Origin of the sequence: Chitinophaga alhagiae, from assembly GCF_003568665.1 — a bacterium.
Classification (GTDB): Bacteria; Bacteroidota; Bacteroidia; order Chitinophagales; family Chitinophagaceae; genus Chitinophaga; species Chitinophaga alhagiae.
Window position 1 is genome coordinate 1,885,292 of the sequence record NZ_QXMH01000001.1, and the last position, 19,313, is coordinate 1,904,604.

Sequence of the window (19,313 nt, forward strand, 5' to 3'; positions counted from 1 at the left end):
CAACAAAGAATTGACAGATCCGGGATGACAAATATACAGGACGGGAAGCGCCGGGTCAGTGCGCTTCCAGCCAGTTTTTACCAGTACCCAATTCGGCCTCCACAGGCACTCCCAGGGGCATGGCGTTGCGCATGCCTTCGAGAATAAGGGGCTTGATGATCTCCACCTCGTCTACGTGGGCGTCAAACACCAATTCGTCATGCACCTGCAGCAGCATGCGGGAGCGGAAATTATGTTCCCGGAAGGTTTTGTGCAGGGAGATCATGGCCAGTTTGATGAGGTCTGCCGCCGTGCCCTGGATGGGCATGTTGATGGCGTTGCGTTCCGCAAAACCACGCACCACGGCGTTAGACGAGGTAATGTCTTTCAGCCAGCGTTTGCGGCCCATCATGGTTTGCACGTAACCTTTTTCCCGGGCAAACTTCACCTGGTTTTCCATGTAGGCCTTAATGCCGGGGTATTGCGCAAAATAGTTATCGATCAGGCCCTTGGCCTCTGTGCGCGAAATGCCCAGGTTTTCGCTGAGGCCAAAGGCGCTCTGGCCGTAAATGATACCGAAGTTCACGCTTTTGGCATTGCGGCGCATTTCAGGGGTGACATCCGAAAGGTCAACTCCGTAGACCTTTGCCGCAGTGGCAGTGTGAATGTCCAGCCCGCTCCTGAACGCGTCTGACATATTTGCATCTTCACTGATGGCGGCAATGATGCGCAGCTCTATCTGCGAATAGTCCGCGGAGAGCAGGGTATATTCCTCATTGCGCGGAACAAAAGCCTTGCGTACCTCCCGGCCTCTCTCGGTGCGGATGGGAATGTTCTGCAGGTTGGGATTGTTGGAGCTGAGGCGCCCGGTAACGGCCACCGCCTGGTTGTAGGAGGTATGCACCCGGCTGGTGCGCGGGTTGATCATTAACGGCAACGCGTCTACGTAGGTAGATTTCAGTTTGCTCAGCTCGCGGAAAACGAGAATATTTTCCACAATGGGGTGTTTGGAGGACAGTTTGGCCAACACGTCTTCTCCCGTGGCGTACTGCCCTGTGCGGGTCTTTTTGGCCTTGGGGTCCAGCTGCAGCTTTTCGAACAGCACCTCGCCCAGCTGTTTGGGGGAGGCCAGGTTGAAACGCACGCCGGCCTGCTGGTACACGCTTTCTTCCGCTACTTTGATCTCTGACTCCAGGGAGCGGGAATAGTCTGCCAGCGCCTGCGTGTCAATGGCAATGCCTTCGTATTCCATATCCGTCAGCACTTTTACCAGCGGGTTCTCTATGCGGTAGAGCACATCTTCCACTTTGCGCTCGGTTACCAGCGGCACAAATTGGCTTTTGAGCTGTAGGGTAATGTCCGCATCTTCCGCGGCGTATTCCTTGATCTTTTCCAGCTCCACGTCCCGCATGTTGCCCTGTGTTTTACCTTTTTTGCCAATAAGTGTTTCTATGGGAACGGGGGCGTACTGCAGGTACTGTGCGCTCAGCAGGTCCATGCTGCGGCGGCCTTCCGGCTCTATGAGATAATGGGCCAGCATGGTGTCAAAGATGGTGCCCTTCACTTCAATGCCGTACCATTTCAGTACAATAAGATCGTATTTGGCGTTCTGGCCAATGAACAGGGCGTCTTCCCGTTCAAACACGGGCCGGAAGCGTTCCAGTATTTCCTGTGCGCCGGCGCGGTCCGCGGGCATGGGAATGTACCAGCCTTCGCCGGGCTGTATGGAAAAGCTCATGCCCACAATGTCTGCCGCGTTGGCATCCGTACCGGTGGTTTCCGTGTCAAAGCTGATCTCGGGCACGGCCATCAGCGTGGCTACCACGGCGGCGTGCTCTTCCGGCGTATTGGCCAGGTAATAGGTATGCGGTGTGTTCTCGATGTTCTTGTCTGCCACCAGGCCGGTGCTTTCAATGGCTTCCGCCTGCTGCGCCAGGTTTTCCGCGGGCGTGGCCAAGGCGTTGCCGAACAGGTCTTGCTGCACGGGCCTGCCGGGCGTTGCTTCTCCGCTGATGGCGCTGAAGGTATCTCCCAGTATGCGTTTGCCCAGGGTCTTGAACTCCAGTTCTGTAAAGATCTCTGACAGCTGCTCTTTGTTGATCTCCGTGCAGCAGAAATCTTCTTCGTGAAAACTGACAGGCACATTGGTGATGATGGTGGCCAGCTTTTTGGAGAGGATGGCGCTTTCCGCGCCGGCCCTTATTTTTTCTCCCATTTTACCGCTGATCTTGTCTGCGTTGGCCAGTATGTTCTCCAGCGAGCCCCATTCCGCCAGCAGCTTCATGGCCGTTTTTTCGCCCACGCCGGGTATGCCGGGAATATTGTCTACCGAGTCTCCCATGAGGCCCAGGATATCTATCACCTGGTGTACGTCCTTTATCTGCCAGCGTTCACATACTTCCTTCGGGCCCATGATCTCTTCCTTGTTGCCGAGGGCGGGCGGTTTCCAGATGAACACATTGTCTTTCACCAGCTGGCCGTAATCCTTGTCTGGCGTTACCATGTACACGGTGTAGCCCTGCGCGGCGGCCTGCCAGGCTACCGTGCCGATGATGTCATCCGCCTCATAACCGTCCAGCTCCAGCACCGGGATGTTGAAACCCGCAATGATGCGCTTGATGTCCGGCAGGGCGGCCAGGAGATCTTCCGGCGCGTCTTCGCGGTTGGCTTTATAATCTTCAAAATCCGTATGCCGTTCTGTAGGCGCATGCGTATCGAAGGCCACGGCTATGTGGGAAGGTTTCTCTTTATTCAGCAGGTCCAGCAGGGTGGTGGTAAAACCGAACTGGGCGTTGGTGTTGCGCCCCTTGCTGGTGAGCCTCGGGTTCCTGATCAATGCATAGTAGGCGCGGTAGATGAGCGCCATGGCGTCTAGTAAAAAGAGTTTCTTGCTCATGGCGGTAAAAGTAAACAAAATGGCCAGATGGAACATTGATGTTTCATAATTTTACGGGATGAACAAGACGTATCATTTATCCACATGCGATACCTGCGCCCGGATACTGGAAGAAACCGGCATAACGGCCAAGGGCTTTGAACTGCAATGCATCAAAACACAAAAGATCACCCCCGCGCAGCTGGACCAGATGCGCAAGCTGGCCGGCAGCTACGAGGCGCTTTTCAGCCGCCGCTCCATGAAATTCCGCCCCATGGGCCTGGCAGATAAACAGCTGACGGAAGAAGACTACCGGAAGCTGATACTGGAAGAATACACTTTTCTGAAACGCCCGGTCACCATTGCCGGCAACAGGATCTTTGTAGGGAATGAAAAAAAGACGGTGGCCGCCCTGAAGCAGTTTTTGTTAACCAATTCTAAATAACAAAATATTCTAAAGTGTTTTCACGAACGCGCGCACCACTGTTTTGTACGCGGTCATATCCTGCCCGTGCTGAAAAGCAGCGAAGGGGAATGTTTTGACGGCCTCCAGGGCTTTCTTCAGGGAGAACTGGTGTTGCGGCAGGCTGTAGAAATATCCTTTCTGCATGAGGTATTTGCCCAGGTATTCCTGTTCAGACTGGCCGGGAGTGGGCACCAGGATGGCTTTTTTATTGAGCTTGGCGAGGTCCATGAGGGTGGTATAGCCGGAGCGGCAGAGCACCATGTCAGCGGCCAGCATGGCCTCATTGAGGTCTCGCGCATTGAGGTGGCTCACCTGCGTGATGCCGGGCGCCACATCCTGCCGGGCGGCCTCATCGGGCCGGCCGCTTACGATCAGGGCCCTGATGCCGGGCATTTGCCGCAGCTGGCTCAGCACAAGGGCTTCCAGGTTGCTGCGCTGCGGTTCAGGGCCTGAAATGAGGGCCAGCAGGTCATATTTCTTTTCCACGCCGGGCATAGGCTCAAAACGGGAAAGGCAACCCAGGTAAGTGGTGTGTGCCGGCAGCTGCGGCGGGTGGGCCAGCACGCCGCTGAGGTTGGGCTCCCCGGCAAAATCCGGCACCCAGCAGGCCGTATAACGTTGAATGAAACGGTAGTTTATTTTTTGCAGCAGCCGTTCCGTAACACCGCCAAAGGGCGTTTTGATGAGCAGCTGGTGGGAAATGAACACACAGGGAATATCAGGATGGTAGAGGCCGAAGCGGTTGTCTGAAATAACGGCATGAATACCCAGCTCCGCCACCGTTTTGCGCAGCCAGGCCTGCTCAAACCGCACGGCACGCCATATTTTGGGGATCTGCCTGATAATTTTAAGGCCAAAGAAAAAGCCCTTTTGCGAGTACCGGATGTGGTAACCGGGCAGCGGCAGCATGGTGATCCGGGGGAACTCCGCCGCCAGCAAGGCCGCATGTTTGCCCTCCGCCGCAATAACTATTTCACAACCAGCGTTTAATAGTTCGTGTATCAGCGGAATGTCGCGCGTGGCGTGGCCTAATCCCCAATCCAGGGGTACAATGAGCACTTTTTTTGGCACCTGGGCGTATGTGGACAAATATTTAGATTTTTTTTTGCGAAAATAGCTTAATTTAGAAATGACCATTGTTAAGAAACAGTAAACTTCTCACAACGTTCAGGCTGCAATTAGAAGAAGATTTTATAATATGCATCAATGAAAAAGTACAAGTGGTTTTTTATTTTCTTAGTTATGGTAAGTTTAGCGTGGCAGGGCTGCAGCGTATTAAAGAAAAATGATTGTGGATGCCCGACCATGAAAACGGGGAGGATGAAACATTAATTTTATCGCACTATACCTTGAACCGCCTTGTGAAGAAAGAACACGTTATTGAAATTGATGTCAACAAAAAGAGAAAACAATCAAACGTAATTAGCATGAAGCCTGTAGAGAGGGATTTACTCATCTTGTTACACGAAGACCGTTACAACGAGCAGGAAATCCAGTATGAAGTGAAGCAGATCAGCGATATGTTGTCGCTGGTTGAGACCATGGATTATCTGGCCACCGCCACCGAGGTAGCGGACTGCAACAAACACCGCGTAAGCAGCAAGCGCCGTGTGCTGGAACGTGCGTTCTTCCGTAAAGAGCCAAAGGCATTTGAGTTCATCGTCCACAAAAACTGATGTCATTATTGTAGCGTCATTCCGGTAGTTCATATCCTACCCTGATCCTTACTGCACATTTCTCATCCAAGTTGTTGTTGAAAAAATTCAGGCGGTCTTGTACCGTCCAGGTATTTTATTTTATAAAATCTGTTGTAGGTTTGCGGGCAAACAAAATCCGTTGTGATGATCGACTTTTCGCATCTGCAGGACTTTCTGGCTCCTGTTTCCAAAACACTGCTGAATGAAGACGAACCCTACGAGCCGCTGCAGATAGGCAGTTCCATAGACCTTTACGAAGAAGATCATATACCCGACCTGGACGCGGCGGATATTGTATTGCTGGGAGCCGGTGAAACCCGCGGCACTGGCCTGCCCAACGGGAGAACAGATACGCCTGACGTGGTGCGCCGGGAATTTTACCGCCTCTTCCACTGGCACCAGGACGTGCGCCTGGCCGATGCCGGTAACGTACTCGGGGGCCGCTCCCTCGCAGATGCCTACGCCGCCCTCAAAAGCGTGGTAACAGAGTTGGTAGACGCGGGCAAAACAGTGATCATACTCGGCGGCTCGCACGACCTCACGTATGCCCAGTACCAGGCATACGCCATGAAAAAATACATTATCGAAGTAACGGTGGCGGATGCCCTCATAGACCTGCAGGAAACCTCCCCGGTGCGTTCGCAGAACTTCCTGTTCAGCATGTTCATGGAGCAGCCCAACTATATCCGCCACTATAACCATATCGGTTTCCAGAGCTACTTTGTACAGCCGCGCATGCTGGAAACGCTTGACAAGCTGCGGTTTGACTGCTTCCGCCTGGGCAAGGTGCGGGAGAACCTGGAAGAGATAGAGCCGGTGCTGCGGAATACGGACCTCTTCAGCGTAGACATCAACATGATCAAACATACGGACGCGCCCGCCAGCTCCCTTTCTCCCAACGGCTTCAGCGGGGAAGAGGCCTGCGCCCTTTCCCGTTACGCGGGCATGAGCGCACAGCTGAGCACCTATGGCATTTACGGCTATAACCCTGACAAAGATAAAGACGACCTCACGGCCAAACAGATTGCCCAGATGCTCTGGTACTTTATGGACGGCCGCTCCGTCAAGAACAAGGAGGCGCAATTGGCAGACCGCGAGGCGTTCCTCGAATTTCATATCGCTTTCACAGATATAGACACGGTATTCCTGAAAAGCAAAAAGACCGGCCGCTGGTGGATGCAGCTGCCAGACAAGTCTTTTGTACCCTGCGCCTACAGCGACTACCTGCTGGCCAGCAACAACGAGGTCCCCGAAAGGTGGCTGCGGAGCCAGGAGCGGCTGTAGGGGGCGTGTTTGCTTCGAAAGGGATACGGGGGATTGAAAAAACCGGCGAAAAAGCGTTTATTGTGCAACACAATATCAACGATACGCGCGGCGGCAGGACCAGGCGCCGGGCTACCTATCATTAGCAGACCACGAAAAAAACGAATTAAATGAAAAACAGCGTTGTTGCCGCATTACTTATGATCAGTTCATTACACGCCACAGCACAGGAAAGGATAGATCTTTACCCGGGCCAGCCGCAGTTGAAAATTGCCGGTGGCCGCAAGGTGAATGACGTTCCGCACATTGACCACTACAAGGCGCGGGCGGACAAAAAGAACGGGATGGCCATACTGATATGCCCCGGCGGCGGGTACACCCACCTGGCCGTTGACCATGAAGGTACGGCCGTGGCGGCTTTTTACACGGAGCAGGGCTTTGACGCCATAGTGCTCCATTACCGCCTCAACGACGTTACCCAGAGCGGCTCCCGTTACCCGGCGCAGTACAATGACGTAACCAATGCCATGCGCCTGGTGAAGTCCAAAGCCGCCGCCTGGCAAATAGATCCTGAAAAGATAGGCGTGCTGGGCTTTTCGGCAGGCGGCCACCTGGCCTCCACCCTGGCCACCATGCACATTCCCGCCAAGCCCAACGGCAGCGGGCCTGAAAAATGGAGCAGCCGCCCGGCCTTTGCCATACTGGTATACCCTGTTATCAGCATGAGCGAGAGCTTCCGGCACAACGGCAGCACCGTGAACCTGCTGGGGCCGGATGCAACCGCGGAAATGAAAGACTCGCTCTCTACAGACAAACGTGTTTCCGCCGCCACGCCGCCTACCATGCTGGTCCATTCTTCTGACGATAAAGGGGTGCCGGTGGAGAACAGCCTGGTGTTCTTTAATGCGCTCCGCAAACATAAAATACCGGCTACCATGCATATATATGACCACGGCGGGCACGGCTTTGGCATGGCGCCAAAAGACCCTGTACTGAACAGCTGGCCCGCATTGAGCGTGGAGTGGATCAAGAGCGTGCTGGACAAGAAATAAAGGAACGAGAAGGCAGGCCGCTTTGCCGCGGTGCATGCCCTCGCAGGCATAAACGAAAAGGGGCCGTCTCAAAAGTAATTTGATGGCCCCGAGAATCACGTAAACGAAAAATCTCTCCATCAGGTACCCGAATAAGATCAGGTAAAAATTACTTTTGAGACGGCCCCTTTATTCAGGCAAAGGTGATGCTGTTGCAGGCAAGCAGCAGCAAAAACAATTTTTTCATATGTGCTGTTATCAGCGGAAATTATCAGCGTCGCGGTAAGCCTGTATCAATGCCTGTTCCCCTTCCTTGCCGGGTTTGGCATTGCCGTGCTCCATGCCCATTACGCCCTTGTAACCTTTGTTGTACAGGTGTTTGAACACATTGCGGTAATTGATCTCGCCGGTACCGGGCTCTTTTCGGCCGGGGTTATCGCCGATCTGTATGTAGGCAATTTCGCTCCAGCAAAGGTCTATGTTGGCTATCAGTTGGCCTTCGTTGCGCTGCATGTGGTAAATATCGTACAGTATTTTGCAGGAGGGGCTGTTTACCGCGCGGCAGAGCATATAGGTCTGGTCAGACGTGCGCATGAACAGGTCCGGGTTGTCGCTCAGGGGCTCCAGCACCATAGTGAGGCCGCCCTTCTCCAGGATCTCGGAACCGCGGCGCAGTGCGTCTATCACGTGGCCGGTTTGCACGCCAATAGGCAGCTTGCGCTCAAAATAGCCGGGCACTACGGTGGCCCATTTGGCATTTACGCGTTTGGCCAGCTCTACAGACGCCTCGCAGGTTTTGAGAAAAACGTCCAGGAACTCCTGCTTGCCGGTGGTGAGTGATACCTTCCAGTTGTCTCCCCCGTCTATCACAAATACGCCCATGCGCATGTTCAGCCTGGCCAGGAGGTCGCCTATCTTGTTTTGCAGGGCCTTGTCACGCTTGAGCATGCCGTTGTCTTCTATGGAACGGAAGCCCTGGTCATGCATAAAACGGATCTGGTCAAGAAAGTCCTCCCCGCCGCTGTTCTTAAACATGCCGGCGTGAGGCGCATAGTCCAGGTTAAAGGGTTTTCCGGCAGCGGCCGGCTGTTGGGTGTCAGCGGCGCCGGCAGTTGCCGCGGCGCCGAAGGTGAGGGCCGAAATGCCCGCCAGCGTGCCTTGTTGAAGGAAGGTTCTTCTTTCCATAGCGTGTAAAAATGATTAGCGTCCGAAATTAATAGCTTTTCAATGTAAATCCGAACGGATTTGATAAAAAAACCGCAAAACAGTCTTTTTTAGTATTTTTTTCAACTTTTCTAAGCGGGTTTTGACGTTCATAAAAAATATGTTGGTTTCAACCTCCAGAATTAATAAATTCACACGCTTTAATATTCCAGCACGTTATCAGCAATGAGAAAGAAAACAGTGGCTTTGTTGCTCGGAGGGTTTGTGACCGGCTCCGTGTATGCCCAGACCAGTGAACCCTTTGAAGCCTACGAGCAAAAGATACAGGGTACGGATGTGACCATAAAAATGGTACCTGTTCAGGGAGGGGAATTTATGTTAGGCAGCCCCGCCGGCGAAAAAGGCCGCAAAGCGGACGAAGGCCCGCAGAAGAAAGTAAAGATAGACCCCTTCTGGATGGGCGCTTACGAAGTAACGTTTGACCAATACGACTTATACGCAGACAAGGATAAAGACCAGGCGCCCCTGCCGGATGGCATGACCAGGCCCAGCCCCCCGTATATAGACCTTACACTGGGCATGGGCAAAAGCGGCGGCTACCCGGCCAACAGCATGAGCCAGTACGGCGCGCTGATGTATTGCAAGTGGCTGTACGCCAAAACAGGCGTTTTTTACCGCCTGCCTACGGAAGCGGAGTGGGAATACGCCTGCCGCGCCGGCTCCAAAACTGCTTACCCCTTCGGTAACGATGCGGCCCAGCTGAAAGCCTATGCCTGGACGGCGGAGAACAGCGATGCCGTTTACCATAAAGTGGGAGAGCTGAAGCCCAATGCCTGGGGTTTGTATGATATGCTGGGAAATGTGGCGGAATGGACGCTTGACCAGTATGATGAAAAGGCCTATGCCAGTGCGGCGGCCGCCAACCCCTGGAACAAGCCTACCGGTACCACCCCCCGTACGGTAAAAGGCGGCCACTATGAAGATGCGGCGGCAGACGCCCGCAGCGCTGCCCGCCTGGAGTCTGACCCGATCTGGAATGACAGGGACCCGCAGATCCCCAAAAGCAAGTGGTGGAACGCAGACGCGCCTTTTGTGGGTTTCCGGCTGGTACGCCCCTTAAAACAGCCCACCAAGGCAGAGGCGGAGCAGTTTTTTGCGGAGGTAGTGGATAAATTTGTAGGGGCCCGGTAAAAGCAACCGGCGGGTGTTTTGATCATTACTAGTATATTCAGTTATATCACCTATTATATCACCAGGGAACCCAAGCTCCCGGTAAAATACCCATCAATGGAAAACGAAAAATCACAATCATTCCACGGGCAAAGTCGCAGAGACTTTGTGAAACAATCCTCCGTACTGGCGGGCGGCCTGCTGGCAGCACCTATCTTGTCTCAAGCCAATTATTTTTCCGGGGCGCCGGGTGTTATTAAAATAGCCGTGATAGGATGCGGCGGCCGCGGGACCGGCGCTACGGTGCAGGCACTGAAAACGAAAGAAAATGTTCAGCTGGTAGCTATGGCAGACGCCTTCCGCGATAACCTGGACAAAAGTTTTGAAAACATTACGTCAGAAATGAAAGACAAACCGGAGCGTGTAAATGTTCCGGAGTCTAACAAATTCACCGGTTTTGATGCCTACAAGCAGGCCATTGCGCTGGCAGACGTGGTGATCCTGGCCACGCCTCCGGGTTTCCGCCCTATTCACTTTGAAGAAGCGGTAAACAAAGGCAAGCACATTTTTATGGAGAAACCGGTTGCTACAGACCCTGCCGGGGTGGCCAAAGTGCTGGCCGCGGCAGAAGTGGCAAAGGCTAAAAAGCTCAACGTGGTGGTGGGCCTGCAGCGCCACTATCAAACCTCTTACCGCGAGCTGTACAAACGCTTCAAAGGCGGCATGATCGGAGACATCACTTCTATACAGGTATGGTGGAACCAGGGCGCCCTCTGGGTACGCCCGCGCAAGCCCGAATACACCGAAATGGAGTACCAGATGCGCAACTGGTATTACTTTAACTGGCTTTGCGGTGACCACATCGTAGAACAGCATATCCACAATATTGACGTGGGCAACTGGTTCATGGGAGAAACGCCGGTTACCGCCGTTGGTATGGGCGGCCGCGCTATCCGCACCGGCCCCGAGGCCGGGGAGATCTACGATCACCACTACGTAGAATACCGCTACCAGAACGGCGTGGCCATGAACGCGCAGTGCCGCCACTGGAAAGACTCCGTAAGCCGTGTAGACGAAGAGATCGTAGGCACCAAGGGCCGGATCATCTGTGATAAGGGCCTCATCCTGGACCATAAAGGGAAAACCCTGTACGCATTTGACAAAAAGCAGCAGAACCGCCCCTACCAGGCAGAGCACGATGAGCTGTTTGCCGCCGTGGCCAAAGGCGAGTTCAAGTTCCAGGATGCCCAACGCGGTGTGCAAGCCACGCTTTCCGCTATCATCGGGCGTATGGCCACTTATTCCGGCCAATCTATCGGGTACGAAAAAGCACTGGCTTCCGGCATTAACCTGCAGCCTGCAAAATATGCATTTGACGCACCGCCGCCGGTGCTGCCCGATGCCAACGGCAACTACGCTTATGCCAAACCCGGCATCACCAAGTATTTCAGCTAATACGCAAATAATTGCAGCATATCAGGGGCGCTCCGCTAACGGAGCGCCCCTTTGTATATGTCTACTATGCAGCGGGGCCGCCCGCTTCTTTTCTCTAAAAACAGTATCTTTCTGCTATGAGATCATGTTTATGCTCCCTGGCTGCCCTGTTGCTTTGCATGGCCGCCGCCGCCCAACCCAAGGCCATCCGCCAGTGGGCCAACCAATACGTTCTCAACGTAAAAGGCCTCCACAATGCGCACACCGGCATTTGTATACTGGACCCGGCAACGGGCAAATACTGGCTGCAATACCAGGCAGACAAGTTTTTTATGCCGGCCTCCAACACCAAAATATTCACCCTCTACACCGGCCTGCAATTGTTGGGAGATTCCCTGCCCGGCATGCGGTACGCCGAGAACGACACTGCGGTTTATATACAGGGAACGGCAGACCCTTCCTTCCTCCACCCTGATTTCACGCACCAGCCCGTAATGGATTTTCTGGCAGCCACAGACAAACGGATATGGTACCAGCCCGCCGTGATCAAGAACAAACGGTTTGGCCCCGGTTGGGCCTGGAGTGATTATGCAGACTACTACCAGCCTGAGCTGAACGAATGGCCCATGTATGGCAACGTTACCCGTATTGATATAAAGGGCCGTGAGTACAGCATTACACCGGCTTACTTTGCCAGGTCCGCCAGCCTGCAGTTCCTGCCAGACAGGTCTGAAGATGAAGTGCTGGCAGACCGGGACGAGCGCGAGAACCATTTCACCCTCTACATGCGGCCCAGCGATGCCACCGCCCGCAATTTTGAGGTGCCTTTCATTACCGGCAGCCGGGAGCAGTTGCTGCTGCGTTTGTCTGACACGCTGCACAAGCCCGTAGGCCTGCTGCAAGGCCCTATGACGGCCGGCCGGCTGATGCAAAGCATTCCGGCAGACACGCTGTTTCAACCCATGATGCACCGCAGCGATAATTTCTTTGCAGAACAGATCCTGATGATGTGTTCCGCCCGGAAATGGGACACCATAGACACCCGGAAAGTAATACGGTATATGCTGGACAGCAGCCTCAAAGACCTACCAACCGCGCCCAGCTGGGTAGACGGGTCAGGGCTTTCCCGCTACAACCTGTTTACCCCGCAGGATTTTGTGAGCGTGTTGCAGAAGCTCTATAAAACGTACCCCAAGGAGCGCCTGTACCCGCTGTTCCCCACCGGCGGAAAGGGTACGCTGCGCAACTATTACCAGCAGCTGCCGGGCAGGCTGTACGCCAAAACCGGCACCCTGAGCGGTTGTGTGGCATTGAGCGGCTACCTGGTTACCCGTTCGGGGAAAACGTTAATTTTCAGCGTGCTGGTCAATAATCACGATACAACATCTACGGTGGTAAGAAGGGCCGTGGAGAAGTTTCTGGTGCGCGTGGCAAACGGGAGCTGATCAAACGCAATAAAAAAGGGGCTGGACACGTGTAATGTCCAGCCCCTTTTGCTTTACAGCGGCAGTATGTTTACTTCACAATTTTCAGCTCGTTAATGATATGTTTGGCGCCGCCCAGCTTGTCAATACACCATAACACGTAACGCACGTCTACACAAATGGTACGGTTGAGGTTCTTATCAAACTGGAGCTTGTGGCTCAATGCCTCATAGTTGCCGTCAAAAGCCAGCCCGATCAGTTCCCCGTTGCCGTTGATAACGGGAGAGCCGGAGTTGCCGCCGGTAATATCGTTGGAGGTGATGAAGCCCACTACCAGGTCTTTCCGTTTAGCGTCCGCATATTGCCCGAAGTCTTTCTTTTTGATAAGGTCTACATAGCCGGGGGGGAGATCAAATTCATAGTCTCCCGGCACGTATTTTTCCAGCACGCCGGTGGCCGTGGTCACATAGTCATATGCCACCGCATCTCGCGGACTGTAAGATTTCACCTGGCCATAGGAAAGGCGCATGGTGAAGTTGGCATCCGGGTAGCGGAACTGGCTGGGGCTGCGCTGCATTTCGCCTTTCAGGTAGAGGCGGCCCAGCTCGTTGTTCTCAGCGGTAAACTGTGTATAGAGCGGCAGGTATTTGCCTACATAATTCTTTACGAAGGCGGAGGAATAGGCGTAGGCCGGGTCATCCTGCAGCACTGTAGCATCAGGGTTGGAGATGAAGGCTTGCCATTTGGCATCATTAAAGATCATGGTATTGGCAAATACAGCGGCCGCCCAGGTCCGGTAGGTCTTTTCGTCCTGCAGGTCGCCATAAGACTTCAGACCTTCGTAGAAAGCAACCGGGTGCTGGTCTTTCGGAATGTCTGTATAATACATCATGGCGGTGGTGGCCATTATTTTCTGGTCACTGGGCTTGTTCTCATCTTTCAGGAAGTTGGCGCGCGCGGCATCAGCGGCGGCGGCGGCGGCTTTTACATCGCCTTTTTTCAGGATGGCGTTCTCCAGCGCGCCCAGCGAAGAAGCAAAGGCGGCCAGCGGAGAGCCTAATACGCCTTCCATAAGGTACATGCGCACTTTGGCGTAAGGAGACCAGGCTTTGTATATCTTCTCGTATTGGGGGAATACGTTCTCAAACTCAGGTTTGCCGGCTGCCCATTTTTTAAAGGCCGCCTCTTGTTGCTGTTTGTCTTCATACACATGGTATTTCAGCAATTGTTTGCTTTCCCCGTCAAAGAATTTCCAGTAGTTGGCAATGCCCGCGTAAGAAGGCGCCAGCTGCAGTTTAACAGCGGGGTCTTTTTTCATTTCCTCAAACATGTATTTGAGGCGAATGTCGCGCAGGTTAACAAGGGAAGGGTTTTCCACGTCAATTTTCAGCTTTACGCCGAGAGAGGTTTCGTAGCGGTTGGTACCACCCGGGTAACCGAAGATCATGGCATAATCATTTTCCTTCACCCCCTTGATGGAAACAGGCAGGAAGTATTTGGGTTTGAGGGGAATGTTGCCTGCCGCATATGCTGCGGGTTTGCCGTCCTGACCGGTGTACACGCGGAACACGGAAAAGTCTCCGGTATGGCGGGGCCATTCCCAGTTATCCGTATCGCCGCCAAACTTGCCCACGCTTTCCGGCGGGGTGCCTACCAGGCGGATGTCTTTATACCGCTCGTACACGAACATGAGGTACTGGTTGCCTTTGAACATGGCGTTTATACGGGCTTCATAACCGGTGCCTGCCGTAGCGGCGCTGATAATTTCCGCGGAGGCCGCCTGCAGTTTGGCATTCCGGTCTGTAGCGGTGGCGTCTTTAAGCGCCGCTTCCACCTTTTCGGTCACATCTTCCACTCTTACCAGGAATTGTACAGAGAGGCCTTTGGCGGGTATTTCCTGCGCCCTGCTCTGGGCGTAGAACCCGTCTTTGAGGTAATTATGCTCCATGCTGCTGGCGGCGGCAATAGCGCCATAGCCGCAGTGGTGGTTGGTGAAAATAAGCCCCTGGTTGCTCACAATTTCCCCGGTGCAGCCGCCGCCGAAAATAATGATGGCGTCTTTCATGGAGGATTTGTTGATGCTGTAAAGCTGTTCCTTGGAGAGCTTCAGCCCTTTCTTCACCATGTCTGCATACACTTGCTGGCCGAGCAGGTAAGGCATCCACATGCCTTCGTCCGCCCTTACCAGCTTTACAGACAGTAAAAGCAGCAGCAGGAATAAATTTTTCTTCATATGATTAGCAGGTTTTTAAAGAGGCCCAAACCTAGCGATTTTTTTGATATCGGCCCTGCCACCCATGAATTTGGGGCTATACAGAACAATTATTCTTTATATGGCGTTAAAATGGCTTAAGAATTGCATAATTATTCATACACCTTAAAACCAATACTATGAAGCAATTAGTTTTTACCACCCTGGCGGCGGCCGCTTTGCTGGCCTGGGGTTGCCAGGGTACCAGTAAGCCTGCCGGGGGAGATACGGCTGCTGTAGCCGCCCAAACCAGCGCGGAGCCCGCCTGGACACTGGAGGGCACCAAGTGGAAACTGAAGGAGTTCCCTTCCAGCCCCATGGAAATACCGCCCGGAGACAGGGAAATTTATATGCAGTTTACAGACAGCGCTTCCCAGGTAAGCGGGTTCCTTGGCTGTAACGGTTTTGGGGGCAAATACCTGGCCACGCCCGGCGGGGACCTGCAGATCACCAATGTAATATCCACCCAGATGGCCTGTGAGCGGCTGAACATTGAAAACGCCTTTGGCAAGGCCATGGAGGCAACCAACAAATACACCATTGAAAAGGACCTGCTGCGCCTGCAAAAGGGAGACTCCATACTGGCCACCTTTACCGCCGCCCAGCCCTGATAATATTTATTGTCTAACTACTAAAACCGGAACTTATGTATAAGTATTTATTCCTGGCCGGCGCCGCTTTGATGATGGCCTGCCAGGGCAGCAACACCCAGACTACTACGGATACCGCCACAGAAAAGATCACCGAAGGGGTAGACCAGGTGAAGGAAGGCATGGAAATGAAAGCCGATACGGCCGGCGCTTACCTGAAAGAACAGAAAGACAAGGCGGCCGCCAGCATTGAAGCCAAAATGAAGGAGCTGGACAACAAAATGGAGGAGCTGAAAAAGGACGGCAGCAAAAAGAGTGAACAGGCCCGCAAAGACCTGCAGGAGGTGCGGGATGATCTGGCTAAAAAGCTGGACGATGTAAAGAACAGCACGGCGGAAGCCTGGGATAAAACGAAAGAAGGCGTAGATAAATCCCTTAAAAAAGCCGATGAAGAATGGCAGGAATTTAAACGGGACTTCAAGGAATTGTTCCGCTAGAACGCGGAGCGTTAATAATAGAAGAGGGCTGACCATTAATGGCCAGCCCTTTCATTTTAAACCAAAAATATCTGCCGTTATTTGCCAAGCGCCCAGCCGTTGCGGTAGGTACGTTTAACAAACTGGTTAGCTTCGTCAAAGTTGGTGATCTTCATATTTGCACCGTCCCACAGCAGCTGGATGGCGCGGCCGGGATAGTTGAACCCTTTACCATCTGCCTTGGGCGTACGCAGGTCATAGCTGCGGATGGCAAGGTTACCCATGAGCACGGTTTCCGTGAGCGGACCGGCAATATCGAACGGAGCGCTCAGCTCTTTTTTGCCATACCCGGCAATACATGCGTTCACCCATTGTACATAGTGGCCTTCGGGCACGCGTGCAATGGTTTTAGGCACGTTCGCATCCTTGGTGCGGGAAGTAGGCAGCAGCTGGGGGTACATGCCATAGGTACCGCACATCATTTTGCCTTTGGAGCCTATAAAGAGCGCGCCGTTGCTGCCATCGGGATCTCCCATCCTTTCGTTGGGGCCCAGCTCTTCAGGGCGGGCAGGCTGAATGCCGCCGTCCATCCAGTGCATCTTGATGTCTCCGCCGCTTTTGTTCTTGAAGTTCAGGATCACGTGGGAAGAGGGGGGGCAGCTATCCGGGAAATAACCGCGCTGGAACTCGTCTACGTATACGCTGCCCACGCTGCATTCCGCAGAGGTGGGGTAGCCCAGGCCGAGTACGCGGAACGGCGGTTCTACAATGTGACAGCCCATGTCTCCCAGGGCGCCGGTACCGTAATCCCACCAGCCGCGCCAGTTAAAGGGCACCAGCTTGTTTACATAATCCTTTTGCGGAGCAGTGCCCAGCCAGAGGTCCCAGTCAAGGTCTTTTGGCACTTCCGCTTTCTGCGCGGGCCAGGCAATACCCTGCGGCCAAACGGGGCGGTTGGTCCAGCAGTAAACGGTATGAACGTCTCCGATGAGGCCGGCGTTATACCATTCCATGAGCTGGCGCACACCATCGCCGGAGGCGCCCTGGTTGCCCATTTGGGTCACTACCTTGTATTTTTTGGCCGCTTCGGTGAGCATACGCGCTTCATAAATATCGTGCGTGAGCGGTTTCTGAACATATACGTGCTTGCCAAGCTGCATGGCGGCCATGGCCTGTACAGCGTGGTTATGGTCCGGTGTGGATACGGACACGGCGTCAATGTTCTTGTGCTCTTTGTCCAGCATTTCACGGTAGTCTTTATAAAACTTGGCTTTCGGGAATCGCTTCACCGAATTGGCGGCACGGCTGTCGTGCACGTCACACAATACAACAATATCTGCCGGGCCTTTGGCGAACTCCCTGATATCGCTTTCCCCTTTACCTCCAACACCTATACCTGCTACTCTTAACTTGTCGCTGGGCGCTATATGGCCCTTACCCCCTAAAACGTGACGTGGAACGATCATAAAACCGGCAGCTGCAGTAGCCCCTGTGGTTAGAAATGATCTACGAGAAATCTGGTTTCCTTTGTTATTGTTTTCCTGAACCATGATTTGATAAATTTTCGTTCAATATAATAGAAAAATATTTGCCGTTTGTAATAATCTCTATAAACGGCGCCAGTGCTAAATCGATTTTAGGCCTGTCTCAAAAGGAACCTCCTGCTGGTGAGGCATACAAGTTAGGGATTTGACCGGGTTAAGCCATTATTAAATTTGGGGGCATTGCTGTTTTGTTGTTATTTTTAGCGGCACCAAACAAACAGTTACAACATGTCTGACCGCAAACACCCGGCCGCGTTGCCGTTCTTATTCTTTTCCGAAATGTGGGAGCGATTTGGCTTTTATCTGCTGCTGGCCATATTGCAACTATACCTTACAGATGCCGAAAGCGGCGGCTGGGCCATGGACCGGAAAGCGGCGGTAGACATTTTCGGCACCTTCATCGCCTTTGTATACCTCACCCCCTTTGTAGGCGGTCTGCTGGCAGACCGCAAGCTGGGCTACGCCAAATCCATCATCATAGGCGGTATCCTGATGGGCATCGGCTATATGGGGCTGGCGGTGCAGAACCTGACCATATTTTACCTTTCCCTGGCCCTTATCTGCGTGGGGAACGGGTTTTTCAAACCCAACATTTCCACGCTGCTGGGCAATGTATATAACGACCCGCGGTATAAAGCCCGTAAAGACGTGGGCTACAACATCTTTTACATGGGCATCAACATTGGCGCGTTTATCTGCACCTTTTTTGCCGCTTACCTGCGCAACAGCATCAACTGGGGCGCCGCCTTTATTGCGGCAGGCGTGGGCATGTTCCTGGGTGTGATCATTTTTGTTATAGGCCTCAAACATTACCGCCATGCAGACGTGCTGAAACCGGAGCAGCCGGGAGACATGCCGCTGAAAAGCATTTTTGCGCAGGTGTTCATCCCCGTGCTGGTGGTAGGGTACATTGGCTGGGTGATACCGGGCAATATTTTCGGCACGGACTCTACAGATGCTTTCATCTTCGCCTGCCTGCCTATTATTTATTTCTTTGCCAACCTGCTGCGCAAGGCGGCCGGTGCGGAAAAGAACCAGGTAAAGGTATTGCTGGCGGTTTTTGCCGTGTCCATTATGTTCTGGGCCGTTTTCAAACAGAACGGCACGGCCCTCACCACCTGGGCGCAATATTATACAGACCGTGAAATGCCCGCCGCTATTGAAAAGCCGGCACAGGGCCTCTACCTGGCAGAAACGGTTGCCAATGTAACGGATTCTGTAGTAGCGTATGACCATGAGTTCAGGGTGGTAAAGAACGAAAGCGGGCAGCCGCAGCGCGAGCTGGGCAAGAACGTGTACCTGAAGAACGTGGCGGCGGAAAAAATGCCCGCGGAAGGAGACAGCATCAGTCTTTTTAACACAGAGCTGTTCCAGTCTGTAAACCCGTTCTTTGTGATAGTGCTCACGCCGCTGGTAGTGGCATTTTTTGCATGGCTGCGCAGAAAAGGCAAAGAGCCTACCACCCCTACCAAAATAGCCTGGGGGCTACTCATTTCTTCCCTCTCTACCTTCATGATGGTGGGTGCGGTATATGTATGCAGCAACGGAGAGGTGAAAGCATCTCTCTGGTGGCTGGTAGGCTGCTACGGGGTGATCACGCTGGGCGAGCTGCTGCTGAGCCCGATGGGCCTTTCCCTGGTGTCAAAACTCAGTCCCCCGCGCCTTACCTCGCTGATGATGGGCGGCTGGTTCCTGGCCACCTCCATGGGCAACAAGCTCTCCGGCGTATTGGCCGCCATGTGGGATACATACGATAATAAGATGAACTATTTCCTCGTCAACTTTGCCATGCTGGGCTTTGCCGCGGGCCTCATTTTTGTGATGCTCCGCTGGCTGAACCGGATATTCAGGGAGCATACGCAGCAGGGATAAGCGTATCATGTGAGCATAAAGCAGACCGCGGGCTGCCATGTGTAGGGAAAGGCTTTCGCTTTCCGGGCATGGTGGCC

Annotated in this window: 15 protein-coding genes; 10 read left to right on the forward strand and 5 right to left on the reverse strand. The window is 53.5% G+C overall.

The features are described from left to right. Window positions 1-55: 55 nt before the first annotated feature. Window positions 56-2,875 (reverse strand): DNA polymerase I, encoded by a 2,820-nt coding sequence (polA, locus tag D3A97_RS07645; protein WP_119078478.1) that lies wholly within the window; start codon window positions 2,873-2,875, stop codon window positions 56-58. A 58-nt stretch (window positions 2,876-2,933) separates the two neighbouring features. Here polA and D3A97_RS07650 point away from each other — a divergent pair, with 58 nt between their 5' ends. Next, window positions 2,934-3,299 (forward strand): arsenate reductase family protein, encoded by a 366-nt coding sequence (locus tag D3A97_RS07650; protein ID WP_119077786.1) that lies wholly within the window; start codon window positions 2,934-2,936, stop codon window positions 3,297-3,299. Window positions 3,300-3,308: 9 nt separating this feature from the next. On the opposite strand, the gene D3A97_RS07655 is transcribed toward D3A97_RS07650, so the two are convergent. Next, window positions 3,309-4,409: a glycosyltransferase gene (locus D3A97_RS07655; RefSeq protein WP_157986401.1), complete on the reverse strand. Its 1,101-nt coding sequence runs from the start codon at window positions 4,407-4,409 to the stop codon at window positions 3,309-3,311. 206 nt (window positions 4,410-4,615) lie between these two features. Here D3A97_RS07655 and D3A97_RS07660 point away from each other — a divergent pair, with 206 nt between their 5' ends. From D3A97_RS07660 to D3A97_RS07670, 3 genes are all read left to right on the forward strand, one after another. Next, on the forward strand, window positions 4,616-4,996 hold the full coding sequence (locus tag D3A97_RS07660; RefSeq protein ID WP_119077788.1) for a hypothetical protein: 381 nt from the start codon (window positions 4,616-4,618) through the stop codon (window positions 4,994-4,996). Window positions 4,997-5,161: 165 nt separating this feature from the next. Then, complete coding sequence (locus D3A97_RS07665) at window positions 5,162-6,301, forward strand: formimidoylglutamase (protein WP_119077789.1); 1,140 nt, start codon at window positions 5,162-5,164, stop codon at window positions 6,299-6,301. Window positions 6,302-6,480: 179 nt separating this feature from the next. Beyond that, entirely contained in the window at window positions 6,481-7,332 is an 852-nt protein-coding gene (locus D3A97_RS07670; protein WP_157986402.1) for an alpha/beta hydrolase, read from the forward strand. Window positions 7,333-7,569: 237 nt separating this feature from the next. Here the strand turns inward: D3A97_RS07670 and D3A97_RS07675 are convergent, their stop codons facing one another. Then, window positions 7,570-8,496: a hydroxypyruvate isomerase family protein gene (locus D3A97_RS07675; protein WP_119077791.1), complete on the reverse strand. Its 927-nt coding sequence runs from the start codon at window positions 8,494-8,496 to the stop codon at window positions 7,570-7,572. 204 nt (window positions 8,497-8,700) lie between these two features. Here D3A97_RS07675 and D3A97_RS07680 point away from each other — a divergent pair, with 204 nt between their 5' ends. From D3A97_RS07680 to D3A97_RS07690, 3 genes are all read left to right on the forward strand, one after another. Then, on the forward strand, window positions 8,701-9,666 hold the full coding sequence (locus D3A97_RS07680; protein WP_119077792.1) for a formylglycine-generating enzyme family protein: 966 nt from the start codon (window positions 8,701-8,703) through the stop codon (window positions 9,664-9,666). 96 nt (window positions 9,667-9,762) lie between these two features. Then, on the forward strand, window positions 9,763-11,100 hold the full coding sequence (locus D3A97_RS07685) for a Gfo/Idh/MocA family protein (RefSeq protein ID WP_119078479.1): 1,338 nt from the start codon (window positions 9,763-9,765) through the stop codon (window positions 11,098-11,100). Between the two features lie 116 nt (window positions 11,101-11,216). Further along, window positions 11,217-12,524 (forward strand): D-alanyl-D-alanine carboxypeptidase/D-alanyl-D-alanine-endopeptidase, encoded by a 1,308-nt coding sequence (locus D3A97_RS07690; RefSeq protein WP_119077793.1) that lies wholly within the window; start codon window positions 11,217-11,219, stop codon window positions 12,522-12,524. Window positions 12,525-12,594: 70 nt separating this feature from the next. Here the strand turns inward: D3A97_RS07690 and D3A97_RS07695 are convergent, their stop codons facing one another. After that, window positions 12,595-14,736, reverse strand: coding sequence for a S46 family peptidase (locus D3A97_RS07695; RefSeq protein ID WP_119077794.1), 2,142 nt, complete (start codon window positions 14,734-14,736; stop codon window positions 12,595-12,597). Window positions 14,737-14,894: 158 nt separating this feature from the next. Between D3A97_RS07695 and D3A97_RS07700 the strand changes: the two genes are divergently transcribed. After that, on the forward strand, window positions 14,895-15,365 hold the full coding sequence (locus D3A97_RS07700) for an META domain-containing protein (RefSeq protein WP_119077795.1): 471 nt from the start codon (window positions 14,895-14,897) through the stop codon (window positions 15,363-15,365). A 35-nt stretch (window positions 15,366-15,400) separates the two neighbouring features. Then, window positions 15,401-15,841: a hypothetical protein gene (locus D3A97_RS07705; protein ID WP_119077796.1), complete on the forward strand. Its 441-nt coding sequence runs from the start codon at window positions 15,401-15,403 to the stop codon at window positions 15,839-15,841. A 77-nt stretch (window positions 15,842-15,918) separates the two neighbouring features. Here the strand turns inward: D3A97_RS07705 and D3A97_RS07710 are convergent, their stop codons facing one another. After that, window positions 15,919-17,370 (reverse strand): Gfo/Idh/MocA family protein, encoded by a 1,452-nt coding sequence (locus D3A97_RS07710; protein ID WP_119077797.1) that lies wholly within the window; start codon window positions 17,368-17,370, stop codon window positions 15,919-15,921. A 222-nt stretch (window positions 17,371-17,592) separates the two neighbouring features. Here D3A97_RS07710 and D3A97_RS07715 point away from each other — a divergent pair, with 222 nt between their 5' ends. Further along, complete coding sequence (locus D3A97_RS07715; protein ID WP_119077798.1) at window positions 17,593-19,236, forward strand: peptide MFS transporter; 1,644 nt, start codon at window positions 17,593-17,595, stop codon at window positions 19,234-19,236. Window positions 19,237-19,313 lie beyond the last annotated feature (77 nt).